This window comes from Candidatus Photobacterium acropomis (assembly GCF_030685555.1).
Lineage (GTDB): Bacteria > Pseudomonadota > Gammaproteobacteria > Enterobacterales > Vibrionaceae > Photobacterium > Photobacterium lucens.
Map to the genome: position 1 here is coordinate 258,299 of NZ_CP131609.1, position 24,049 is coordinate 282,347.

The window sequence follows — 24,049 nt, forward strand, 5'->3', positions numbered from 1 at the left end:
AGGTGACTAACCTAGGCTTACTCGTCTTCCAGCTCGATGTTAATACCCAACGAGCGGATTTCTTTCAACAATACGTTGAATGATTCCGGCATACCTGGTTCCATACGATGATCACCGTCAACGATGTTCTTATACATCTTCGTACGGCCGTTAACGTCATCCGACTTAACGGTTAGCATTTCTTGAAGGGTGTATGCTGCGCCGTATGCTTCAAGCGCCCACACTTCCATCTCACCGAAACGCTGACCACCGAACTGAGCTTTACCACCCAGCGGCTGCTGAGTAACAAGGCTGTAAGAACCGGTAGAACGGGCGTGCATCTTGTCATCAACCAAGTGGTTCAGCTTAAGCATGTACATGTAACCAACAGTTACAGGACGCTCAAATGCATCACCAGTACGGCCATCAAACAACTTCAACTGACCAGATGTTGGTAGATCACCCAGTTTTAGCAACTCTTTGATTGATGCTTCTGGTGCACCATCAAATACAGGTGTTGCAATAGGTAGACCTTTACGAAGGTTTTGTACAAGTGTACGTACTTCGTCATCTGTTAGTGCAGCAACGTCTACTTTCTGACGAGTATCGCCTAGATCGTAAACTTTCTGTAGGAAGTTACGGAACTTGTGTAACTCCTGCTGCTCTTTCAGCATGTCGTTAAGTTTGTCACCGATACCTTTCGCCGCAAGACCTAAGTGAGTCTCAAGGATCTGACCGATGTTCATACGAGAAGGTACACCCAGTGGGTTCAGAACGATATCAACCGTTTGACCTTTCTCATCGTAAGGCATGTCTTCAACAGGGTTGATCTTAGAGATTACACCCTTGTTACCGTGACGACCCGCCATCTTATCACCCGGTTGGATGCGACGCTTAACAGCTAGGTATACTTTAACAATCTTAAGTACACCAGGCGCTAGGTCATCACCTTGAGTGATCTTACGACGCTTAGATTCAAACTTCTTATCGAACTCAGCTTTCAGTTCATCATACTGCTCTGCAAGCTGTTCCAATTGGTTTTGTAGTGCTTCGTCGTCAAGCGTAACAGCGAATAGTGTATCGCGGTTCATTGAAGCAATCTTGTCTTCGCTGTAACCCGCAGATAGCAGAAGCGTACGAACACGAGCAAGAAGACCACCCTCAAGGATCTGGAATTCTTCTGTGATATCTTTCTTCGCTTCTTTCAGCTGCATCTCTTCAATTTCAAGAGCACGCTTGTCTTTCTCAACGCCATCACGAGTGAATACTTGTACGTCAATGATCGTACCAGTCACACTACCAGGAACACGTAGAGATGAATCTTTAACATCAGATGCTTTCTCACCGAAGATCGCACGTAGTAGCTTCTCTTCAGGTGTTAGTTGTGTTTCACCCTTAGGTGTCACTTTACCAACTAGGATGTCGCCACCCTTCACTTCAGCACCGATGTAAACGATACCTGACTCGTCCAACTTAGAAAGTGCTGCTTCACCCACGTTAGGGATATCGGCAGTAATTTCTTCAGAACCCAGCTTCGTGTCACGTGCCACACAAGAAAGCTCTTGAATGTGGATAGTAGTGAAACGATCTTCCTGAACTACACGCTCAGAAACTAAGATGGAGTCCTCGAAGTTGTAACCGTTCCAAGGCATGAACGCGATACGCATGTTTTGACCAAGCGCAAGCTCACCAAGGTCTGTTGAAGGACCATCAGCAAGTACATCACCACGTGATACTGGCTCGCCAGGTAGCACGGTTGGACGCTGGTTAATACATGTGTTCTGGTTAGAACGTGTGTACTTAGTTAGGTTGTAGATGTCGATACCTGCTTCACCAGGGATCAACTCGTCGTCGTTAACTTTGATAACGATACGAGAAGCATCTACAGACTGAACTGTACCACCACGTTTAGCTACAGCTGTAACACCAGAATCGACACCGATTTGACGCTCAATACCAGTACCTACTAGCGGCTTATCAGCACGGATAGTTGGAACTGCCTGACGTTGCATGTTCGCACCCATTAGGGCACGGTTAGCATCATCGTGTTCTAGGAACGGGATCAGAGATGCCGCCACCGATACAACCTGGTTAGTTGCAACGTCCATGTACTGAACATGGTCACGTGGGTGCAGACCTGAATCACCTTTCTGACGAGCAGTGATCAATTCGTCAGCAAATGAACCGTCTTCGTTAAGCGCGGCGTTCGCCTGAGCAATAACGTATAGACCTTCTTCAATTGCAGATAGGTATTCGATTTCTTCTGAAACTTTTCCGTCTACCACTTTACGGTAAGGTGTTTCCAAGAAACCGTAAGGGTTACAACGCGCAAATACAGATAGCGAGTTGATCAGACCGATGTTTGGACCTTCAGGCGTTTCGATAGGACATAGGCGACCGTAGTGAGTCGCGTGTACGTCACGTACTTCGAAGCCAGCACGCTCACGAGTCAGACCACCTGGACCAAGCGCCGAGATACGACGTTTGTGAGTAACTTCTGACAGTGGGTTGTTCTGGTCCATAAACTGAGACAGCTGAGAAGAGCCAAAGAACTCTTTTACTGCCGCAGAAATAGGCTTAGCGTTAATTAAGTCTTGAGGCATGATTGCATCAAGATCGCCTAGGCTTAGACGCTCTTTTACAGCACGCTCAACACGTACTAGACCTACGCGGAATTGGTTTTCAGCCATTTCGCCAACAGAACGAATACGACGGTTACCTAGGTGGTCGATATCATCAACTTCACCTTTACCGTTACGAATATCGATCAGTTTACGCATAACATCAATGATGTCAGCGTGGTCTAGTGTACCTGGGCCAGTTGTCTCATCACGAAGAAGAGAGCTGTTGAACTTCATACGACCAACAGCAGACAGATCGTAACGATCTTCAGAGAAGAACAAGCTTTCGAAAAGTTGCTCTGCTGCTTCACGTGTTGGTGGCTCGCCAGGGCGCATCATGCGGTAGATTTCTACCAATGCACTTAAACGGTCAGTTGTGTTGTCGATACGTAGTGTATCTGACATGTAAGGACCGTGGTCTAGATCGTTCGTAAATAGAACGTCGATAGACTTGTGACCCGCCTGAGATAGAAGTGCTAATGCTTCCAGGCTTAATTCCTGGTTAGCCGCGACAATCAGTTCACCAGTATTTTCATCGATGTAATCACGTGATGCGATCTTGCCAACGATGTATTCAACAGGTACTTCGATGTGATCAACGCCGTCTTTGCCTAATTGGCGAATGTGACGAGCAGTGATGCGACGACCTTTCTCTACGTATACAGTGCCGTTTGCTTCGATATCAAAGCTTGCAGTTTCACCACGTAGACGATCCGGTACCAACTCCATAACAAGCGACTTGCCCTGAACTTCGAAATGAATTTTTTCGAAGAACATGTCAAGGATCTGATCTGTTGTGTAGTTAAGTGCACGAAGGATGATAGACGCAGGTAATTTACGACGACGGTCGATACGTACGAATACACTATCCTTAGGATCGAACTCGAAATCCAACCATGAACCACGGTAAGGGATTACACGAGCGTTATATAACACTTTACCTGAGGAGTGGGTCTTACCCTTATCGCTGTCGAAGAAGACACCCGGGCTACGGTGTAGCTGGGATACGATAACCCTCTCGGTACCGTTAATAACGAATGTACCGTTATCTGTCATGAGCGGAATTTCGCCCATGTAAACTTCTTGTTCTTTAATGTCTTTTACAGTGCCAGCCGGCGCGTCTTTATCGTACATGACAAGACGTAGCTTCACACGTAGTGGAGCAGAATAAGTTACGCCACGAATCTGACATTCTTTAACATCGAAGACCGGCTCACCGAGACGATAGCTAACGTATTGCAGCTCGGAATTGCCGTTATAGCTCTGGATTGGAAAAACAGAGCGAAAGGCAGCTTCTAGACCGTAATGCCCTTCTGGATCCTGCTCGATAAATTTTTGGAAAGAATCAAGCTGGATCGACAGCAAGTATGGAGCTTCCAAAACTTGCGGACGCTTACCAAAATCCTTACGGATACGCTTTTTCTCGGTATAAGAGTAAACCATAGGTTCCTCAGATCGCTGATAAGTGATCCAAACTACCCCAAAACAAACGGGGGTAGAGACTAAACTTTGTTTATGTGTAGGAATGACTCGGTGACATCAGAGTCATTTTTTGCTAGACAGTGGATACAAAACAAGGTGAAAAATACCACTACCCTACAGCGCAAAAAGGCCGGTGGCAATTTGCCACCAGCCAATAGCCTAAAAGGCTAGGAAATCAAATAATGATTATTTGATTTCAACAGAAGCACCAGCTTCTTCTAGTTGAGCTTTAAGAGCTTCAGCTTCAGCTTTCTCAACGCCTTCTTTTAGAGGTGCTGGAGCGCCGTCTACTACAGCTTTAGCTTCTTTAAGACCTAGGCCAGTTGCGCCACGTACTGCTTTGATTACAGCAACTTTGTTAGCGCCAGCAGCAGTTAGGATTACGTCGAATTCAGTTTGCTCTTCAGCTGCTTCTGCAGCTGCGCCGCCTGCTACAACTGCAGCTGCAGCAGTAACACCGAACTTCTCTTCCATAGCTTCGATTAGTTCAACAACTTGCATTACAGACATTTCTGCAACTGCGTCTAGGATTTGCTCGTTAGTGATAGACATAACAATTCTCTTTAAAAGTCAACAATAAGTTTAAATAGTAATCAGATAAAACTCTGCAATTAAGCAGCAGCTTCTTCTTTCTGATCACGTACTGCAGCGATAGTACGTACAAGTTTACCAGCAGACGCTTCTTTCATGCACATCATTAGGCGTGCGATAGCTTCGTCGTAAGTTGGTAGAGTTGCTAGTACTTCAACGTTTGCAACAGCGCCTTCAAATGCAGCAGCTTTGATCTCGAAATCTTTGTTCTCTTTAGCGAAGTCTTTGAAAAGACGCGCTGCAGCACCTGGGTGCTCGTTAGAGAAACCGATTAGTGAAGGACCAACGAAAACGTCTTTAAGACATTCGAAATCAGTACCTTCAACTGCACGGCGTGCTAGTGTGTTACGAACAACTTTCACGTATACGCCAGCTTCACGAGCTTGCTTACGTAAAGTAGTCATCGCACCCACAGTAACACCGCGAGAGTCAGCAACAACAGCAGAAAGTGCACCGTTGGCAGCTTCGTTGACTTCAGCAACAATTGCTTTTTTGTCTTGAAGATTTAATGCCATTGGATTTGCTCCTGGATTGTTTTACACCACTCACTGCCAAAATAGCAGGAGAGTCTTACGGCGCAGATCCAAGAAAGACATACATCAATCATGTTCTGGCACCGTCTACGTAGGTGAATTATTAAGTTCCGAAGAACACCTACGGTCTTTGACGGAGGCTAACTGCAAGCAATTAGCCCCAGCCACGAATTCGGAAGCGACAAATTATACACTAACTTATCGCTTCTGCAAATTATTACGCTACGTTAGTTTTCAGAGAGTTCTGATCTAACGCTACGCCTGCACCCATAGTAGTAGAGATGCTTACTTTCTTAATGAAAGTACCTTTAGCTGAAGAAGGCTTAGCTTTCTTCAGTGCAACTAGAAGAGCTTCTAAGTTCTCTTGTAGTTGAGCGGCTTCAAAGTCCACTTTACCGATAGTAGTGTGGATGATGCCGTTTTTGTCGTTACGGTAACGAACCTGACCAGCTTTAGCATTCTTAACTGCTTCAGCAACGTTAGGAGTTACAGTACCAACTTTAGGGTTTGGCATAAGACCGCGAGGACCTAGGATAGTACCTAGTTGACCAACAACGCGCATTGCATCTGGAGATGCGATAACTACGTCAAAGTTCATTTCGCCTTTCTTAACTTGCTCAGCAAGATCTTCCATACCCACTAGATCAGCACCAGCTTCTTTAGCAGCTTCTGCGTTAGCACCTTGAGTGAACACAGCAACACGGATATCACGACCAGTACCGTTTGGTAGTACAGTTGCACCACGTACGTTTTGGTCAGATTTACGTGCATCAATGCCTAGGTTAACAGCAACGTCAACGCTTTCATTGAATTTAGCAGTAGCTAGTTCTTTAAGAAGAGCAACAGCTTCGTTGATTTCGTACTCACGAGTAGCATCAACTTTTTCACGGATAACGCGCATGCGCTTAGTCAGTTTAGCCATCTTATTAACCCTCTACCACTAGGCCCATTGAGCGAGCAGTACCAGCAATTGAACGCTTCATAGCTTCAATATCAGCACCAGTCATGTCTGCAGCTTTAGTCTCAGCGATCTCTTGGATCTGAGCGTCAGTTACAGTACCTACTTTCTCAGTGTTTGGACGACCTGAACCAGACTTAAGGCCAGCTGCTTTAAGCAGAAGAACTGCTGCAGGTGGAGTCTTAGTTACGAACGTGAAAGAACGGTCGCTGTATACTGTGATAACAACTGGAGTTGGAAGACCTTTCTCTAGAGAGTCAGTCTTAGCGTTGAACGCTTTACAGAATTCCATGATGTTAACACCGTGTTGACCAAGTGCTGGACCAACTGGTGGACTAGGGTTTGCCATACCAGCTGCAACTTGCAGCTTGATGTAAGCTTCTACTTTTTTAGCCATTGCTATTTACCTAAATTTGGGTTCAAACGTCTATTTTTAAACAAACAGACTCCCCGTCTAACGAAAGGGCGCGAAATTATAGCTTAATTCCACGCCCCTGACAATACAACTTGAACAGAATTTGATCAGTTCTTTTCGACTTGACCGAACTCTAGTTCTACTGGTGTTGCACGACCAAAGATCGATACAGAAACCTTAACACGGCTCTTATCGTAATCAACTGATTCAATTGTACCATTGAAGTCAGCAAATGGACCATCAGTCACACGTACCACTTCACCTGGTTCAAATACTGTCTTATGAACAGGAGACTCACTAGCTTGCTGTAGACGGTTTAGGATCGCGTCCGCTTCTTTATCAGAAATCGGAGCTGGACGATCAGATGTACCGCCAATGAAGCCCATAACACGTGGAATACTGCGTACTAGGTGCCATGTTTCGTCGTTCATTACCATGTTTACTAGCACGTAACCAGGGAAGAACTTACGCTCGCTCTTGCGGCGTTGGCCTGCACGTACTTCAACTACTTCTTCAGTAGGTACAAGAACTTCATCAAAGTGCTCTTCCATACCGTGCATTTTGATATGCTCGCGCAGTGACTGTGCAACTCGGCCTTCAAAACCAGAAAAAGCCTGTACTACATACCATCGTTTTTTTGGAGCTTCGCTCATGAATTCTTACCTCACACGCCGGTAACTAGGCGCACTAAACGGACCATAATGCCGTCGATACCCCAAAGGGCTAACGCCATCACTACAGTGACTGCTAGAACGATAAAGGTTGTCTGCGTAGCTTCCTGACGAGTAGGCCATACCACCTTGCGGACTTCCATGCGCGACTCACTTGCAAAACGAATCGCGGCTTTACCTTTTGCTGTAAATGCAGCGGTGATCCCAGCAACGGCTACAAGAGCAATTACTGCAGATGTGCGCAACACAACAGAAACATCACTGTACAGGTAATTACCAACCACAGCAGCAGCTAGCAAAGCAAAAACTACGACCCATTTCAGGCCATCCATTTTGCTTTCGCTTTCTTGGTTTTCGGCATTCGCATTCATACAACCAACCTGTAACTAGTCTTAATTTAGACGAAAATAACCCCGCTATTGCGAGGTCTTAGATGAAGAAAAAGGAGTAACCCTCTAATAACATTAGTAAAAAACTTCATCTTACGAAATTTCATTTCTAACACTTGGACAAAAAACACACGTTTTTATATTAAAGTGTAGAAAAAGGGCATCAAATGATGCCCTTTTTTGTGTACTGTCGTCAAATTAAATTCGACGGCTTTGCAACAACTTAAGCAATGATAGTTGCAACAACACCAGCACCAACTGTACGGCCACCTTCACGGATAGCAAAACGTAGACCTTCGTCCATCGCGATAGGAGCGATTAGAGTAACAGTCATAGAGATGTTATCACCAGGCATTACCATTTCTACGCCTTCTGGTAGCTCGATAGTACCAGTTACGTCAGTTGTACGGAAGTAGAACTGTGGACGGTAACCTTTGAAGAATGGAGTGTGACGACCACCTTCATCTTTAGACAGAACGTAGATTTCTGAAGTGAAAGTTGTGTGTGGAGTGATTGAACCAGGCTTAGCTAGTACTTGACCACGCTCAACTTCGTCACGCTTAGTACCACGTAGTAGAACACCAACGTTCTCACCAGCACGGCCTTCGTCAAGAAGCTTACGGAACATCTCAACACCAGTACAAGTAGTCTTAGTAGTTGGCTTGATACCAACGATTTCTACTTCGTCACCTACAGTGATGATACCTTGCTCAACACGACCAGTTACTACTGTACCACGGCCTTGGATTGAGAATACGTCTTCGATTGGAAGGATGAACGGACGATCGATCGCACGCTCTGGCTCTGGGATGTAAGAATCTAGAGCTTCAGCTAGTTCGATGATCTTAGCTTCCCACTGCTCTTCGCCGTTTAGTGCGCCAAGTGCAGAACCCATGATTACTGGGCAGTCGTCGCCTGGGAATTCGTACTCAGATAGAAGTTCACGAACTTCCATTTCTACTAGTTCTAGTAGTTCTTCGTCATCAACCATGTCACACTTGTTCATGAACACGATGATGTAAGGGATACCAACCTGGCGACCAAGTAGGATGTGCTCACGAGTTTGTGGCATTGGACCGTCAGTTGCAGCAACAACTAGGATACCACCGTCCATTTGAGCAGCACCAGTGATCATGTTTTTAACGTAATCGGCGTGTCCAGGACAGTCAACGTGTGCGTAGTGACGAGTTGGAGTATCGTACTCTACGTGAGAAGTAGAGATTGTGATACCGCGCTCACGCTCTTCTGGAGCGTTATCGATAGATGCGAAGTCACGAGCAGCACCACCGTACACTTTAGCAAGTGTAGTACAGATAGCAGCAGTTAGAGTAGTTTTACCGTGGTCAACGTGGCCGATAGTACCAACGTTTACGTGCGGTTTTACGCGTTCAAATTTTTCTTTAGACATGGATAGTCCCTCTGGGCACGGTATTAAGTGGCATTACGACCACACAACCAAACATGGGTTTGTTGAGTATATAACAAATGGATGAAATAGGACTTGAGAGTGGTGCTGATAGGCAGATTTGAACTGCCGACCTCACCCTTACCAAGGGTGCGCTCTACCGACTGAGCTATATCAGCACACAAGAAATGTGGAGCGGGCAGCGGGAATCGAACCCGCATCATCAGCTTGGAAGGCTGAGGTAATAGCCATTATACGATGCCCGCAATCTTGTTTCTCGTAGAGCTATTCAAACATTTGAAAATGGTGGTGGGGGAAGGATTCGAACCTTCGAAGGCAGTGCCGGCAGATTTACAATCTGCTCCCTTTGGCCACTCGGGAACCCCACCGAAATTCTTAAAACTGGTGCCGACTACCGGAGTCGAACTGGTGACCTACTGATTACAAGTCAGTTGCTCTACCTACTGAGCTAAGTCGGCGTTAGTGGTGCGCATTCTAGATAATGATTATTTTTGTTGCAATACCCTAATTCGTTTTTTTTACTGTTTTTTTTCTAATTGTCGTAAAATTGGACATTATCGTTGCTTCGCATACAAGGCTAAGCCTTCTAAGACTAATTCCGAACGATGATGGAAAGCTGCACACCAGTCTTTAGGTAAGTGGCGTACTCCTCCTCCACATAAGATCACCTCAGGTGATTGTCCGAGTTCTTTTTCTGCTTGCTTTAAGCCAAATTCAATTAAACCGACTAATGCTGCACGACAACCATTTTTCAAACCATCTGCTGTATTATCAGCTAATGCTAGTGACTCACTGTGGTCATGATCTGAAAACACTTTAGTAGTATTATCTAATACCGATTTCATCATTAACTGGTAACCCGGTACTATCCAACCACCAAGGTGTTGCCCTGCCTCGCTCATCACATCAAACGTTAATGCTGTACCAATATCAACAATCACTGTTGACTGGTTAAAATGTTGATGAATGGCAACAAGCGTTAACCAACGATCTATCCCGAGGTATTGATACTCTTTATATGCATTAGTAACACCAAAATCTTCTCGTGCTGTTTTTACCTGGATCACTGGAATATTTGCCAATTGTGCTATTCGCTGAATGGTGTTATCAACTTCCACCGGTCCAACACTTGCAAACACAATTCGCTCAATATCCCCTTCAAGTAGCGGTTGAAGCACAAGCTCAAGCTTTTGGCTTGGATACTTGCCAATTTGTTCGATTTGTTCATCTTTTGTTAATAAGGCAACTTTCACATAAGTGTTGCCCGCTTCAATTAATAATTGCATTAACAACCTCTAAGGCTGATTTCACCACCGATATAAGGTGTCACACCCTCATCAGTTTCCAGTAACAATGCCCCTTGCGTATCAATTCCACGAGCAATCCCTGCTACGGTACGCTCGCCAATTAATAACTTCACAGGACGATTTAAAAAGTTATCTATTTTGTTCCAACGTTCAACAAAACCAGTTAAGCCCTGTTGCTCATAATCAATCAACGTCTGTGTTAAATGAGCGATAAGTTGTGCGGCTAACTGATTGCGAGATGGTAATGCTTGGCAAGCCTGTTGCAGATTTGTCCAAGCTTGGGTTATTTCAGTCTGCTCTTTAATTGGCATGCTTACATTCAACCCCATACCAATCACTAAATGGGCGGCATCACCTGCCTGACCTGTCATTTCAACTAAAATACCTGCGAGCTTTTGATCTTTATAATAAATATCATTAGGCCATTTTACTCGGACATCTGGCGCACCGAGTTGCTGTAATGTTTCAGCGATTGCAACACCAACAACAAGACTTAGCCCCATAGCAGCAGCCATGCCAGCGTCTAAACGCCAATAAATGGAAAGATATAAGTTACTACCAAATGGCGATAGCCACTGACGCCCCCGACGACCACGTCCTGCTTGTTGGTACTCTGCAAGACACACACTACCAGTCGGTAATTGTCCCACCCTATCTAATAAATATTGATTGGTAGAGTCGATAACAGGGAGCAGATCTAAATGAGCGCAATCGCTTTGTGTAAGAATCGTTTCTTTGTTGAGTAACTCAATCGGAGATGCAAGACAATAACCTTTGCCCTGTACTCGAAAAATATCAAGTCCCCAATCTTGAATCACTTTGATCTGCTTAGCTATCGCCGCTCGAGAGATCCCTAGATCGTTCCCTAGCTTTTCACCTGAATGAAACTCACCATCAGAGAGTAATTGGATCAATGCCAAGCGTGTTGAGTGATCGATCATTGAAGCATCTCTTGTAAGTTTGTTTCCGCATCATGCGCCATGAAACGCACTTCATGTTCCAGTGCAACATCAAACTTTGCAGCGACAGTATCAACGACGTATTGCGCTAAATGCAGCACATCAAGAGCTGTTGCATTACCGGTATTAGTTAAAACAAGTGCCTGTTGAGGATGTACTTTCGCCCCCCCAATTTGGTATCCCTTCAAACCACACTGATCAATCAGCCAACCGGCCGCTAATTTACAATGTCCTGAATCAACGGGATAACTTGGCATATTGGGAAATTCAGACAGAAGGCGATCGCGAGATGCTAGCCCAATAATCGGGTTTTTGAAGAAGCTTCCTGCGTTGCCCATTACCTTAGGATCCGGTAATTTTTCACAACGAACAGAACACACTTCATCAAAAATTTCTTTTGCAGTAACGCTCTCTAAAGAAAACTTTGCTAATGGGCCATAACTAATTTGCGGCTGCCAATCCTTCGCTAAACGAAAACCTACAGCAGTAATAATATGGCTATCTTTAAGTTCATGCTTAAAGATAGAGTCACGGTAACCAAAATTGCATTCTTCAGCCATTAAACGCTGAGATTCACCCGTTAGGACATTTAACACATCCACGTAGTGACACACATCTTTTAGCTCTACCCCATAAGCACCAATATTCTGGATAGGAGATGAACCAACACAGCCAGGGATCAACGCTAAATTCTCAAGACCGTTAAAACCATTATCAACCGTCCAAGCCACAAACTGATGCCAATCTTCACCACCACCAACATGCAAATCAACATATTCAGCCGTTTCGACGACATCAATACCTTTGATACGGTTAAGAATAATCACGCCCTGATAGTCTTCACAAAAAAGTAAGTTACTTCCTTGACCAACAACTAACTTAGGGATTGCCTGATATATTTCGTCTTGCCAAATTGAAAGAAAATCTTCAACACTTGATGCTTCTACAATGTACTTAGCAGAAACATCAATCCCAAAGGTGTGATAAGGCGCTAACCCACTCTCATGTAAAACTTTCATGTTAATCCACAACCAAATCTTTATACTTCTAAATACATATTCAAACTATATTACCCGATCACACCCAACAACGCAGTGTTTTCCCATGAATGAACGCATTTATCGCCAACTAGACCCTATTCGTCTGCCTCTTGTTAATAAACTCTACAAAGACTTTTATCCCGCAGGTAAAGCTAAAAGAGATGAGTGTATTTGGGTGGCAGAGGACAATAACCGCATTATTGCAAGTGTCAGATTTAAACTCATTGATGATGTTCAATTGCTTACAGGGATGCTAGTTCTACCTGAGTATCGATTAAAAGGCATCGCTAATGAACTTATCCAAGCAACATATAGTCAAATACAGCAGAAAACTTGTTACTGCTTTGCATTTCAAGAATTAGAAAACCTATACCAAAAATCCGGATTCGATACCATTGAGATAGAAAAGCTGCCCAATAATATAAAGCAACGTTTTCTACGCTATGCAAATAGCGGAAAGAAGCTCATTCCTATGGTGTTTGTTCAAAGTTCCAGTTTGTAGTCTTTAGTAAAGTCATATCTCAGTTGGTAGATACATTGACTTCACCTTTTTTCTGGTATAATTCATCCCTAATTAAATTTATCTACTTAAAGATCGTGTAAACGAGGCGATAATGGATTCAGCTATTGCTAACAGGCAGCGCATTGAGCAACTGCCATGTATTGCGCACAAGCCCGAGAATTTAGAGACTCTTTTTGATGCTAATTCATTTAGAGAGCGTCTGTATCAAGAAATAAAATCAGCTCAAAAGCGTATTTATCTGGTCGCTCTTTATCTTCAAGATGACGAAGCAGGAAGAGGCGTGCTTACCGCTCTATACGAAGCGAAGCAACACAATCCAGAACTTGATATTAAAGTACTCGTTGACTGGCATCGTGCTCAACGAGGGTTGATCGGTGCTGAGCAATCAGATGGTAATGCTGCGCTATATCGTGAGTATGCAGAAAAATACACTCATAAAATTGAAGTCTTAGGCGTACCAGTAAGAAACCGTGAAGTTTTTGGCGTACTTCACCTAAAAGGTTTCGTGATCGACGATAAAGTGATTTATAGCGGTGCGAGTTTAAATGATGTGTACCTCGCTCAACACGATCGCTACCGTTACGACCGCTACCATGTAATTCGCAATGAAAAACTAGCCGATAGTATGGCGCAATTCATTACAGACACGCTTGTTTCAAGTGAAGCTGTAAATTGTTTAGCACAAGCTGATCGTCCCGATACAAAATCATTACGCACAGCCATTCGCGATCTACGTTCGGAACTACAACAAGCCACTTATCACTTTGAAACCGATGAAATTGCGAGTAATGAAGTAGGTTTAACGCCATTAATCGGTCTAGGTAAGCGAAAGAACAAACTAAACCAAGATATCTGCACTTTAATTGCGAGTGCACAATCAGAATTAACAATTTGTACGCCTTACTTCAATTTTCCAAGAAGCGTAAGCCGTGAAGTAAAACGAGCGCTGAAACGTGGTGTGAAAGTGACAATCGTTGTTGGTGATAAAACAGCAAATGACTTTTATATTCCACCATCAGAGCCGTTTAAAACCATTGCTGGGCTACCTTACCTTTATGAAGTTAACCTTCGTAACTTTGCCAAGCATAATGAAGCAGCTATCGCTCACCGCCAATTAGCTATCTACTTATGGAAACATGACAATAATAGCTTCCACCTAAAAGGCATATGGGTCGATCGTCAATACATGCTGGTAACGGGAAATAACCTAAATCCACGCGCTTGGAAATTAGATCTAGAAAATGCAATTCTTGTTCACGATAAGAACCAATTACTAGCAGAGCAAAAACAAAAAGAATTGGATTGTATTCTTGAACACACTCAGCTTATCGGTAGTTATAAACAAATCGAAAAAGTAGATAGCTATCCAGCCCAAGTAAAAAAACTGATCACACGTATTCGTCGTGTAAAAGCCGATCATATCCTCAACCAAATACTTTAAACCAACCCATCTATCATCACTGTAGTGATCTACTACAGTGATGCATCTATTCTCTTTATATTTAGATAATTCAACTGTAGGTCTGTAGGTCTGTAGGTCTGTAGGTCTGTAGGTCTGTAGGTCTGTAGGTCTGTAGGTCTGTAGGTCTGTAGGTCTGTAGGTCTGTAGGTCTGTAGGTCTGTAGGTCTGTAGGTCTGTAGGTCTGTAGGTCTGTAGGTCTAGTTTGCTACAGCAAACTATTTTAGAAAGAGAAAAACGAAAAAAGGCCCGTTCATCAGAACGGGCCTTTTAAATTTGAAGCCTGGCGATGTCCTACTCTCACATGGGGAGGCCCCACACTACCATCGGCGCTATTACGTTTCACTACTGAGTTCGGCATGGGATCAGGTGGGTCCATAATGCTATGGTCGCCAAGCAAATTCGGTACAATCTTGAAAAGCTGATTCTCAAACACACGTTCAAGTGTTCTTGGAGTCCGTATAAAACCCCTTGGGTGTTGTATGGTTAAGCCTCACGGGCAATTAGTATCGGTTAGCTCAATGCCTCACAGCACTTACACACCCGACCTATCAACGTTGTAGTCTTCAACAACCCTTTAGAGACCTTAAAGGTCTAGGGATGACTCATCTTGAGGCTCGCTTCCCGCTTAGATGCTTTCAGCGGTTATCGATTCCGAACTTAGCTACCGGGCAATGCGTCTGGCGACACAACCCGAACACCAGCGGTTCGTCCACTCCGGTCCTCTCGTACTAGGAGCAGCCCCTCTCAATCATCCAACGCCCACGGCAGATAGGGACCGAACTGTCTCACGACGTTCTAAACCCAGCTCGCGTACCACTTTAAATGGCGAACAGCCATACCCTTGGGACCGACTTCAGCCCCAGGATGTGATGAGCCGACATCGAGGTGCCAAACACCGCCGTCGATATGAACTCTTGGGCGGTATCAGCCTGTTATCCCCGGAGTACCTTTTATCCGTTGAGCGATGGCCCTTCCATTCAGAACCACCGGATCACTATGACCTGCTTTTCGCACCTGCTCGACTTGTCAGTCTCGCAGTCAAGCGGGCTTATGCCATTGCACTAACCTCACGATGTCCGACCGTGATTAGCCCACCTTCGTGCTCCTCCGTTACTCTTTGGGAGGAGACCGCCCCAGTCAAACTACCCACCAGGCACTGTCCGTAACCCCGATAAGGGGCCAACGTTAGAACATCAAGCATACAAGGGTGGTATTTCAAGGACGACTCCATAACCGCTAGCGCGATTATTTCACAGTCTCCCACCTATCCTACACATGTAGGGTCAATGTTCAGTGCCAAGCTATAGTAAAGGTTCACGGGGTCTTTCCGTCTAGCCGCGGGGACGCAGCATCTTCACTGCGATTTCAATTTCACTGAGTCTCGGGTGGAGACAGCGTGGCCATCATTACGCCATTCGTGCAGGTCGGAACTTACCCGACAAGGAATTTCGCTACCTTAGGACCGTTATAGTTACGGCCGCCGTTTACCGGGGCTTCGATCAAGAGCTTCGACCGAAGTCTAACCCCATCAATTAACCTTCCGGCACCGGGCAGGCGTCACACCGTATACGTCATCTTTCGATTTTGCACAGTGCTGTGTTTTTAATAAACAGTTGCAGCCACCTGGTATCTGCGACTCCCGGCAGCTTAGAGAGCAAGTCTCATCACCGCTAGGAGCGTACCTTCTCCCGAAGTTACGGTACCATTTTGCCTAGTTCCTTCACCCGAGTTCTCTCAAGCGCCTTGGTATTCTCTACCTGATCACCTGTGTCGGTTTGGGGTACGATTCCTTATAATCTGAAGCTTAGAAGCTTTTCCCGGAAGCATGGCATCAATGACTTCATCACCGTAGTGACTCGACATCGTATCTCAGCCTTAGGATGGTCCGGATTTGCCTAAACCATCAGCCTACATACTTGGACCTGGACAACCGTCGCCAGGCTCACCTAGCCTTCTCCGTCCCTCCATCGCAATTATAAGAAGTACGGGAATATTAACCCGTTTCCCATCGACTACGCCTTTCGGCCTCGCCTTAGGGGTCGACTTACCCTGCCCCGATTAACGTTGGACAGGAACCCTTGATCTTCCGGCGAGGGAGTTTTTCACTCCCTTTATCGTTACTCATGTCAGCATTCGCACTTCTGATACCTCCAGCGAGCTTTACAACTCACCTTCAACGGCTTACAGAACGCTCCCCTACCCAATATGCGAAGTACATTGCCGCAGCTTCGGTGTATAGCTTAGCCCCGTTAAATCTTCCGCGCAGGCCGACTCGACCAGTGAGCTATTACGCTTTCTTTAAATGATGGCTGCTTCTAAGCCAACATCCTGGCTGTCTGAGCCTTCCCACATCGTTTCCCACTTAGCTATAACTTTGGGACCTTAGCTGGCGGTCTGGGTTGTTTCCCTCTTCACGACGGACGTTAGCACCCGCCGTGTGTCTCCCGGATAGTACTTACTGGTATTCGGAGTTTGCAAAGGGTTGGTAAGTCGGGATGACCCCCTAGCCTTAACAGTGCTCTACCCCCAGTAGTATTCGTCCGAGGCGCTACCTAAATAGCTTTCGGGGAGAACCAGCTATCTCCGAGTTTGATTGGCCTTTCACCCCTAGCCACAAGTCATCCGCTAATTTTTCAACATTAGTCGGTTCGGTCCTCCAGTAAGTGTTACCTCACCTTCAACCTGCCCATGGCTAGATCACTCGGTTTCGGGTCTAATCCTAGCAACTATGACGCCCAGTTAAGACTCGGTTTCCCTACGGCTCCCCTAAACGGTTAACCTTGCTACTAAAATTAAGTCGCTGACCCATTATACAAAGGTACGCAGTCACCCAACAAGTGGGCTCCTACTGCTTGTACGTACACGGTTTCAGGTTCTATTTCACTCCCCTCACAGGGGTTCTTTTCGCCTTTCCCTCACGGTACTGGTTCACTATCGGTCAGTCAGGAGTATTTAGCCTTGGAGGATGGTCCCCCATATTCAGACAAGATAACACGTGTCCCGTCCTACTCGTTTTCACTGATAAGATGTTGTCGGTTACGGGGCTATCACCCTGTATCGCGGAACTTTCCAGAACCTTCACCTAACATCAAACTAGCTTAAGGGCTAATCCGGTTTCGCTCGCCGCTACTACCGGAATCTCGGTTGATTTCTCTTCCTCGGGGTACTTAGATGTTTCAGTTCCCCGGTTCGCCTCGTGCTGCTATGTATTCACAACACGATACTTACTTATGTAAGTGGGTTTCCCCATTCGGAAATCCCAGAGTCACCGGTTTTTACTACCTCATCTGGGCTTATCGCAAGTTAATACGTCCTTCATCGCCTCTGACTGCCAAGGCATCCACCGTGTACGCTTAGTCACTTAACCATACAACCCCAAGAGGTTTCGTATGTTCAAACAACCAAGGTTTGTGTCCTTGATAAGAGGACATTGGTTTTTCGCCGGACTCGATACAAGACACTTGAATGTGTATTGTTTTGAGAACTCGTTTTCATCTTTCGATGAAAACTATAAATCAATCTATTCGATTGAATTTACTAGTCAGCTTTCCAGATTGTTAAAGAGCATTGTGTTTCTTTCGAACCACTTTCTAACGATTTTCGGCGACAAGAATGCGGACTTAATAAAGAGATTCTTCATTAAATCTGCGAAATCCGTGCAGAAAACTTTTAGAGAGTGGTGGGCGATACCGGGCTCGAACCAGTGACCCCCTCCTTGTAAGGGAGGTGCTCTCCCAACTGAGCTAATCGCCCTCCGATGTTTTACATCTTCGAGGAGGAGATGGTGGGTCGTGCAGGATTCGAACCTGCGACCAATTGATTAAAAGTCAACTGCTCTACCAACTGAGCTAACGACCCATTGGCGTCCCGTAGGGGAGTCGAACCCCTGTTACCGCCGTGAAAGGGCGGTGTCCTAGGCCTCTAGACGAACGGGACAATGTTCATACTTACTGTTGTTGGGCAACAATAAGTGGCTCTCTACATTTTAACCAAGCAATCTGTGTGGACACTGCATTAAACAGTTAAGTCTTTAGGTAAGGAGGTGATCCAGCCCCAGGTTCCCCTAGGGCTACCTTGTTACGACTTCACCCCAGTCATGAACCACACCGTGGTAAACGCCCTCCCGAAGGTTAAGCTATCTACTTCTGGTGCAGCCCACTCCCATGGTGTGACGGGCGGTGTGTACAAGGCCCGGGAACGTATTCACCGTGACATTCTGATTCACGATTACTAGCGATTCCGACTTCATGGAGTCGAGTTGCAGACTCAATCCGGACTACGACGTACTTTATGGGATTCGCTCACTCTCGCGAGTTGGCAGCCCTCTGTATACGCCATTGTAGCACGTGTGTAGCCCTACTCGTAAGGGCCATGATGACTTGACGTCGTCCCCACCTTCCTCCGGTTTATCACCGGCAGTCTCCTGGAGTTCCCACCCGAAGTGCTGGCAAACAAGGATAAGGGTTGCGCTCGTTGCGGGACTTAACCCAACATTTCACAACACGAGCTGACGACAGCCATGCAGCACCTGTCTCAGAGTTCCCGAAGGCACCAAAGCATCTCTGCTAAGTTCTCTGGATGTCAAGAGTAGGTAAGGTTCTTCGCGTTGCATCGAATTAAACCACATGCTCCACCGCTTGTGCGGGCCCCCGTCAATTCATTTGAGTTTTAATCTTGCGACCGTACTCCCAGGCGGTCTACTTAACGCGTTAGCTCCGAAAGCCACGGCTCAAGGCCACAACCTCCAAGTAGACATCGTTTACGGCGTGGACTACCAGGGTATCTAATCCTGTTTGCTCCCCACGCTTTCGCATCTGAGCGTCAGTCTTTGTCCAGGGGCCGCCTTCGCCACCGGTATTCCTTCAGATCTCTACGCATTTCACCGCTACACCTGAAATTCTACCCCCTCTACAAGACTCTAGTCTGCCAGTTCAAAATGCTGTTCCGAGGTTGAGCCCCGGGCTTTCACATCTTGCTTAACAGACCGCCTGCATGCGCTTTACGCCCAGTAATTCCGATTAACGCTCGCACCCTCCGTATTACCGCGGCTGCTGGCACGGAGTTAGCCGGTGCTTCTTCTGTAGGTAACGTCAAACAATGCCGCTATTAACGACACTGCCTTCCTCCCTACTGAAAGTACTTTACAACCCGAAGGCCTTCTTCATACACGCGGCATGGCTGCATCAGGGTTTCCCCCATTGTGCAATATTCCCCACTGCTGCCTCCCGTAGGAGTCTGGACCGTGTCTCAGTTCCAGTGTGGCTGATCATCCTCTCAGACCAGCTAGGGATCGTTGCCTTGGTGAGCCATTACCTCACCAACAAGCTAATCCCACCTGGGCTAATCCTGACGCGAGAGGCCCGAAGGTCCCCCTCTTTGCTCCGAAGAGATTATGCGGTATTAGCTATCGTTTCCAATAGTTATCCCCCACATCAGGGCATATTCCCAGGCATTACTCACCCGTCCGCCGCTCGCCGCCCTTAACGTTCCCCGAAGGTTCAGTTAAGTCGCTGCCGCTCGACTTGCATGTGTTAGGCCTGCCGCCAGCGTTCAATCTGAGCCATGATCAAACTCTTCAATTAAAGTTTTGTTGGTCTTTCGACCGGCTCAATGAATACTGTTAATTCATCATAAATGATGAATGAATTGACTGTGCTGATACCGAAGTATCAAATTGGTCACTAGTATCATTGATAAATCTTTTGACTAATCATTCAACGAGTGCCCACACAGATTGCATGGTCAAATTGTTAAAGAACGTTGACTTTCAATGCCTTAGCAAATTCCGCTTCAGCAAGTCAGGTGGCGTATAATACGCTTTTCTGATATCCAGTCAAGACAAAATTCTCATCTTTTTAATTGGTTGGTTAAAAAGTGAAAACCTTCTTTTGACCTCGCTCACATTCCAATCAGTGAGAGCGAATAAAAGCCCGTTCTGATGAACGGGCTTTCTAATTTGAAGCCTGGCGATGTCCTACTCTCACATGGGGAGGCCCCACACTACCATCGGCGCTATTACGTTTCACTACTGAGTTCGGCATGGGATCAGGTGGATCCATAATGCTATGGTCGCCAAGCAAATTCGGTACAATCTTGAAAAGCTGATTCTCAAACACACGTTCAAGTGTTCTTGGAGTCCGTATAAAACCCCTTGGGTGTTGTATGGTTAAGCCTCACGGGCAATTAGTATCGGTTAGCTCAATGCCTCACAGCACTTACACACCCGACCTATCAACGTTGTAGTCTTCAACAACCCTTTAGAGACCTTAAAGGTCTAGGGATGACTCATCTTGAGGCTCGCTTCCCGCTTAGATGCTTTCAGCGGTTATCGATTCCGAACTTAGCTACCGGGCAATGCGTCTGGCGACACAACCCGAACACCAGCGGTTCGTCCACTCCGGTCCTCTCGTACTAGGAGCAGCCCCTCTCAATCATCCAACGCCCACGGCAGATAGGGACCGAACTGTCTCACGACGTTCTAAACCCAGCTCGCGTACCACTTTAAATGGCGAACAGCCATACCCTTGGGACCGACTTCAGCCCCAGGATGTGATGAGCCGACATCGAGGTGCCAAACACCGCCGTCGATATGAACTCTTGGGCGGTATCAGCCTGTTATCCCCGGAGTACCTTTTATCCGTTGAGCGATGGCCCTTCCATTCAGAACCACCGGATCACTATGACCTGCTTTCGCACCTGCTCGACTTGTCAGTCTCGCAGTCAAGCGGGCTTATGCCATTGCACTAACCTCACGATGTCCGACCGTGATTAGCCCACCTTCGTGCTCCTCCGTTACTCTTTGGGAGGAGACCGCCCCAGTCAAACTACCCACCAGGCACTGTCCGTAACCCCGATAAGGGGTCGACGTTAGAACATCAAGCATACAAGGGTGGTATTTCAAGGACGACTCCATAACCGCTAGCGCGATTATTTCACAGTCTCCCACCTATCCTACACATGTAGGGTCAATGTTCAGTGCCAAGCTATAGTAAAGGTTCACGGGGTCTTTCCGTCTAGCCGCGGGGACGCAGCATCTTCACTGCGATTTCAATTTCACTGAGTCTCGGGTGGAGACAGCGTGGCCATCATTACGCCATTCGTGCAGGTCGGAACTTACCCGACAAGGAATTTCGCTACCTTAGGACCGTTATAGTTACGGCCGCCGTTTACCGGGGCTTCGATCAAGAGCTTCGACCGAAGTCTAACCCCATCAATTAACCTTCCGGCACCGGGCAGGCGTCACACCGTATACGTCATCTTTCGATTTTGCACAGTGCTGTGTTTTTAATAAACAGTTGCAGCCACCTGGTATCTGCGACTCCCGGCAGCTTAGAGAGCAAGTCTCATCACCGCTAGGAGCGTACCTTCTCCCGAAGTTACGGTACCATTTTGCCTAGTTCCTTCACCCGAGTTCTCTCAAGCGCCTTGGTATTCTCTACCTGATCACCTGTGTCGGTTTGGGGTACGATTCCTTATAATCTGAAGCTTAGAAGCTTTTCCCGGAAGCATGGCATCAATGACTTCATCACCGTAGTGACTCGACATCGTATCTCAGCCTTAAGATGGTCCGGATTTGCCTAAACCATCAGCCTACGTACTTGGACCTGGACAACCGTCGCCAGGCTCACCTAGCCTTCTCCGTCCCTCCATCGCAATTATAAGAAGTACGGGAATATTAACCCGTTTCCCATCGACTACGCCTTTCGGCCTCGCCTTAGGGGTCGACTTACCCTGCCCCGATTAACGTTGGACAGGAACCCTTGATCTTCCGGCGAGGGAGTTTTTCACTCCCTTTATCGTTACTCATGTCAGCATTCGCACTTCTGATACCTCCAGCGAGCTTTACAACTCACCTTCAACGGCTTACAGAACGCTCCCCTCACCCAATGTGCAAAGTACATTGCCGCAGCTTCGGTGTATAGCTTAGCCCCGTTAAATCTTCCGCGCAGGCCGACTCGACCAGTGAGCTATTACGCTTTCTTTTAAATGATGGCTGCTTCTAAGCCAACATCCTGGCTGTCTGAGCCTTCCCACATCGTTTCCCACTTAGCTATAACTTTGGGACCTTAGCTGGCGGTCTGGGTTGTTTCCCTCTTCACGACGGACGTTAGCACCCGCCGTGTGTCTCCCGGATAGTACTTACTGGTATTCGGAGTTTGCAAAGGGTTGGTAAGTCGGGATGACCCCTAGCCTTAACAGTGCTCTACCCCCAGTAGTATTCGTCCGAGGCGCTACCTAAATAGCTTTCGGGGAGAACCAGCTATCTCCGAGTTTGATTGGCCTTTCACCCCTAGCCACAAGTCATCCGCTAATTTTTCAACATTAGTCGGTTCGGTCCTCCAGTAAGTGTTACCTCACCTTCAACCTGCCCATGGCTAGATCACTCGGTTTCGGGTCTAATCCTAGCAACTATGACGCCCAGTTAAGACTCGGTTTCCCTACGGCTCCCCTAAACGGTTAACCTTGCTACTAAAATTAAGTCGCTGACCCATTATACAAAGGTACGCAGTCACCCAACAAGTGGGCTCCTACTGCTTGTACGTACACGGTTTCAGGTTCTATTTCACTCCCCTCACAGGGGTTCTTTTCGCCTTTCCCTCACGGTACTGGTTCACTATCGGTCAGTCAGGAGTATTTAGCCTTAGAGGATGGTCCCCCCATATTCAGACAAGATAACACGTGTCCCGTCCTACTCGTTTTCACTGATAAGATGTTGTCGGTTACGGGGCTATCACCCTGTATCGCGGAACTTTCCAGAACCTTCACCTAACATCAAACTAGCTTAAGGGCTAATCCGGTTTCGCTCGCCGCTACTACCGGAATCTCGGTTGATTTCTCTTCCTCGGGGTACTTAGATGTTTCAGTTCCCCGGTTCGCCTCGTGCTGCTATGTATTCACAACACGATACTTACTTATGTAAGTGGGTTTCCCCATTCGGAAATCCCAGAGTCACCGGTTTTTACTACCTCATCTGGGCTTATCGCAAGTTAATACGTCCTTCATCGCCTCTGACTGCCAAGGCATCCACCGTGTACGCTTAGTCACTTAACCATACAACCCCAAGAGGTTTCGTATGTTCAAACAACCAAGGTTTGTGTCCTTGATAAGAGGACATTGGTTTTCGCCGGACTCGATACAAGACACTTGAATGTGTATTGTTTTGAGAACTCGTTTTCATCTTTCGATGAAAACTATAAATCAATCTATTGATTGAATTTACTAGTCAGCTTTCCAGATTGTTAAAGAGCATTGTGTTTCTTTCGAACCACTTTCTAACGATTTTCGGCGACAAGAATGCGGACTTAATAAAGAGATTCTTCATTAAATCTGCGAAATCCGTGCAGAAAACTTTTAGAGAGTGGTGGGCGATACCGGGCTCGAACCAGTGACCCCCTCCTTGTAAGGGAGGTGCTCTCCCAACTGAGCTAATCGCCCTCCGATGTTTTACATCTTCGAGGAGGAGATGGTGGGTCGTGCAGGATTCGAACCTGCGACCAATTGATTAAAAGTCAACTGCTCTACCAACTGAGCTAACGACCCATTGGCGTCCCGTAGGGGAGTCGAACCCCTGTTACCGCCGTGAAAGGGCGGTGTCCTAGCCTCTAGACGAACGGGACAATGTTCATACTTACTGTTGTTGGGCAACAATAAGTGGCTCTCTTACATTTTAACCAAGCAATCTGTGTGGACACT

13 protein-coding genes, 10 tRNA genes and 5 rRNA genes are annotated in these 24,049 nt (G+C 46.4%); 2 read left to right on the plus strand and 26 right to left on the minus strand.

Annotation, left to right across the window (positions count from 1 at the left end):
* Positions 1-17 precede the first annotated feature (17 nt).
* The 15 genes from rpoB to murB all read right to left on the minus strand — a co-directional run bounded on the left by rpoB (position 18) and on the right by murB (position 12,350).
* Positions 18-4,043: a DNA-directed RNA polymerase subunit beta gene (gene rpoB, locus Q7657_RS07770; RefSeq protein ID WP_107167345.1), complete on the minus strand. Its 4,026-nt coding sequence runs from the start codon at positions 4,041-4,043 to the stop codon at positions 18-20.
* A gap of 225 nt (positions 4,044-4,268) precedes the next feature.
* Positions 4,269-4,634, minus strand: a complete 366-nt coding sequence (gene rplL / locus Q7657_RS07775; protein ID WP_044179125.1) for a 50S ribosomal protein L7/L12 — start codon at positions 4,632-4,634, stop codon at positions 4,269-4,271.
* Between the two features lie 59 nt (positions 4,635-4,693).
* Positions 4,694-5,188, minus strand: coding sequence for a 50S ribosomal protein L10 (rplJ, locus tag Q7657_RS07780; RefSeq protein ID WP_053987605.1), 495 nt, complete (start codon positions 5,186-5,188; stop codon positions 4,694-4,696).
* A 235-nt stretch (positions 5,189-5,423) separates the two neighbouring features.
* Positions 5,424-6,128 (minus strand): 50S ribosomal protein L1, encoded by a 705-nt coding sequence (gene rplA / locus Q7657_RS07785; RefSeq protein ID WP_008986026.1) that lies wholly within the window; start codon positions 6,126-6,128, stop codon positions 5,424-5,426.
* Between the two features lie 4 nt (positions 6,129-6,132).
* Positions 6,133-6,561 carry a 50S ribosomal protein L11 gene (gene rplK, locus Q7657_RS07790; protein WP_008986025.1) on the minus strand — a complete coding sequence of 143 codons (429 nt, stop codon included), beginning with the start codon at positions 6,559-6,561 and terminating at the stop codon, positions 6,133-6,135.
* Between the two features lie 125 nt (positions 6,562-6,686).
* Positions 6,687-7,232 carry a transcription termination/antitermination protein NusG gene (gene nusG, locus Q7657_RS07795; protein ID WP_008986024.1) on the minus strand — a complete coding sequence of 182 codons (546 nt, stop codon included), beginning with the start codon at positions 7,230-7,232 and terminating at the stop codon, positions 6,687-6,689.
* An 11-nt stretch (positions 7,233-7,243) separates the two neighbouring features.
* Complete coding sequence (gene secE / locus Q7657_RS07800; protein WP_005372715.1) at positions 7,244-7,621, minus strand: preprotein translocase subunit SecE; 378 nt, start codon at positions 7,619-7,621, stop codon at positions 7,244-7,246.
* A gap of 241 nt (positions 7,622-7,862) precedes the next feature.
* Positions 7,863-9,047 carry an elongation factor Tu gene (gene tuf / locus Q7657_RS07805; RefSeq protein ID WP_161117955.1) on the minus strand — a complete coding sequence of 395 codons (1,185 nt, stop codon included), beginning with the start codon at positions 9,045-9,047 and terminating at the stop codon, positions 7,863-7,865.
* A 100-nt stretch (positions 9,048-9,147) separates the two neighbouring features.
* Positions 9,148-9,223 (minus strand) — tRNA-Thr (locus Q7657_RS07810).
* A gap of 12 nt (positions 9,224-9,235) precedes the next feature.
* Positions 9,236-9,310, minus strand: a tRNA-Gly gene (locus tag Q7657_RS07815).
* 38 nt (positions 9,311-9,348) lie between these two features.
* Positions 9,349-9,433 (minus strand) — tRNA-Tyr (locus Q7657_RS07820).
* A 14-nt stretch (positions 9,434-9,447) separates the two neighbouring features.
* Positions 9,448-9,523: transfer RNA gene (locus Q7657_RS07825), tRNA-Thr, on the minus strand.
* 96 nt (positions 9,524-9,619) lie between these two features.
* Positions 9,620-10,351, minus strand: a complete 732-nt coding sequence (locus tag Q7657_RS07830; protein ID WP_107167510.1) for a type III pantothenate kinase — start codon at positions 10,349-10,351, stop codon at positions 9,620-9,622.
* Complete coding sequence (gene birA / locus Q7657_RS07835) at positions 10,351-11,313, minus strand: bifunctional biotin--[acetyl-CoA-carboxylase] ligase/biotin operon repressor BirA (protein ID WP_107167509.1); 963 nt, start codon at positions 11,311-11,313, stop codon at positions 10,351-10,353. Before birA ends, Q7657_RS07830 begins: the two co-directional genes overlap by 1 nt.
* Positions 11,310-12,350 carry a UDP-N-acetylmuramate dehydrogenase gene (murB, locus tag Q7657_RS07840; RefSeq protein ID WP_107167508.1) on the minus strand — a complete coding sequence of 347 codons (1,041 nt, stop codon included), beginning with the start codon at positions 12,348-12,350 and terminating at the stop codon, positions 11,310-11,312. Before murB ends, birA begins: the two co-directional genes overlap by 4 nt.
* 85 nt (positions 12,351-12,435) lie before the next feature.
* Between murB and Q7657_RS07845 the strand changes: the two genes are divergently transcribed.
* Complete coding sequence (locus tag Q7657_RS07845) at positions 12,436-12,873, plus strand: GNAT family N-acetyltransferase (protein ID WP_053987269.1); 438 nt, start codon at positions 12,436-12,438, stop codon at positions 12,871-12,873.
* 112 nt (positions 12,874-12,985) lie between these two features.
* On the plus strand, positions 12,986-14,335 hold the full coding sequence (gene pssA, locus Q7657_RS07850; RefSeq protein ID WP_107167507.1) for a CDP-diacylglycerol--serine O-phosphatidyltransferase: 1,350 nt from the start codon (positions 12,986-12,988) through the stop codon (positions 14,333-14,335).
* 299 nt (positions 14,336-14,634) lie between these two features.
* On the opposite strand, the gene rrf (Q7657_RS07855) is transcribed toward pssA, so the two are convergent.
* From rrf (Q7657_RS07855) to Q7657_RS07905, 11 genes are all read right to left on the minus strand, one after another.
* Positions 14,635-14,750 (minus strand): 5S ribosomal RNA (gene rrf, locus Q7657_RS07855).
* An 85-nt stretch (positions 14,751-14,835) separates the two neighbouring features.
* Positions 14,836-17,723, minus strand: a 23S ribosomal RNA gene (locus tag Q7657_RS07860).
* Positions 17,724-18,033: 310 nt separating this feature from the next.
* Positions 18,034-18,109, minus strand: a tRNA-Val gene (locus Q7657_RS07865).
* A gap of 29 nt (positions 18,110-18,138) precedes the next feature.
* A tRNA-Lys gene (locus tag Q7657_RS07870) sits at positions 18,139-18,214 on the minus strand.
* A gap of 2 nt (positions 18,215-18,216) precedes the next feature.
* A tRNA-Glu gene (locus Q7657_RS07875) sits at positions 18,217-18,292 on the minus strand.
* Between the two features lie 99 nt (positions 18,293-18,391).
* A 16S ribosomal RNA gene (locus Q7657_RS07880) occupies positions 18,392-19,938 on the minus strand.
* A gap of 379 nt (positions 19,939-20,317) precedes the next feature.
* Positions 20,318-20,433, minus strand: a 5S ribosomal RNA gene (gene rrf, locus Q7657_RS07885).
* A gap of 85 nt (positions 20,434-20,518) precedes the next feature.
* Positions 20,519-23,407, minus strand: a 23S ribosomal RNA gene (locus Q7657_RS07890).
* The 16S, 23S and 5S rRNA genes sit together here with 6 tRNA genes alongside, the layout of an rRNA operon.
* A 308-nt stretch (positions 23,408-23,715) precedes the next feature.
* Positions 23,716-23,791: transfer RNA gene (locus tag Q7657_RS07895), tRNA-Val, on the minus strand.
* A 29-nt stretch (positions 23,792-23,820) separates the two neighbouring features.
* Positions 23,821-23,896: transfer RNA gene (locus Q7657_RS07900), tRNA-Lys, on the minus strand.
* Positions 23,897-23,898: 2 nt separating this feature from the next.
* A tRNA-Glu gene (locus Q7657_RS07905) sits at positions 23,899-23,973 on the minus strand.
* Between the last annotated feature and the right edge of the window lie 76 nt (positions 23,974-24,049).

Coding starts and splice junctions, on each gene's coding strand:
- nusG (WP_008986024.1), bottom strand. CDS start 7,232: ATGAGCGAAGCTCCAAAAAAACGATGGTATGTAGTACAGGCTTTTTCT.
- pssA (WP_107167507.1), top strand. CDS start 12,986: ATGGATTCAGCTATTGCTAACAGGCAGCGCATTGAGCAACTGCCATGT.
- birA (WP_107167509.1), bottom strand. CDS start 11,313: ATGATCGATCACTCAACACGCTTGGCATTGATCCAATTACTCTCTGAT.
- tuf (WP_161117955.1), bottom strand. CDS start 9,047: ATGTCTAAAGAAAAATTTGAACGCGTAAAACCGCACGTAAACGTTGGT.
- rplK (WP_008986025.1), bottom strand. CDS start 6,561: ATGGCTAAAAAAGTAGAAGCTTACATCAAGCTGCAAGTTGCAGCTGGT.
- secE (WP_005372715.1), bottom strand. CDS start 7,621: ATGAATGCGAATGCCGAAAACCAAGAAAGCGAAAGCAAAATGGATGGC.
- Q7657_RS07845 (WP_053987269.1), top strand. CDS start 12,436: ATGAATGAACGCATTTATCGCCAACTAGACCCTATTCGTCTGCCTCTT.
- murB (WP_107167508.1), bottom strand. CDS start 12,350: ATGAAAGTTTTACATGAGAGTGGGTTAGCGCCTTATCACACCTTTGGG.
- rplL (WP_044179125.1), bottom strand. CDS start 4,634: ATGTCTATCACTAACGAGCAAATCCTAGACGCAGTTGCAGAAATGTCT.
- Q7657_RS07830 (WP_107167510.1), bottom strand. CDS start 10,351: ATGCAATTATTAATTGAAGCGGGCAACACTTATGTGAAAGTTGCCTTA.
- rplA (WP_008986026.1), bottom strand. CDS start 6,128: ATGGCTAAACTGACTAAGCGCATGCGCGTTATCCGTGAAAAAGTTGAT.
- rplJ (WP_053987605.1), bottom strand. CDS start 5,188: ATGGCATTAAATCTTCAAGACAAAAAAGCAATTGTTGCTGAAGTCAAC.
- rpoB (WP_107167345.1), bottom strand. CDS start 4,043: ATGGTTTACTCTTATACCGAGAAAAAGCGTATCCGTAAGGATTTTGGT.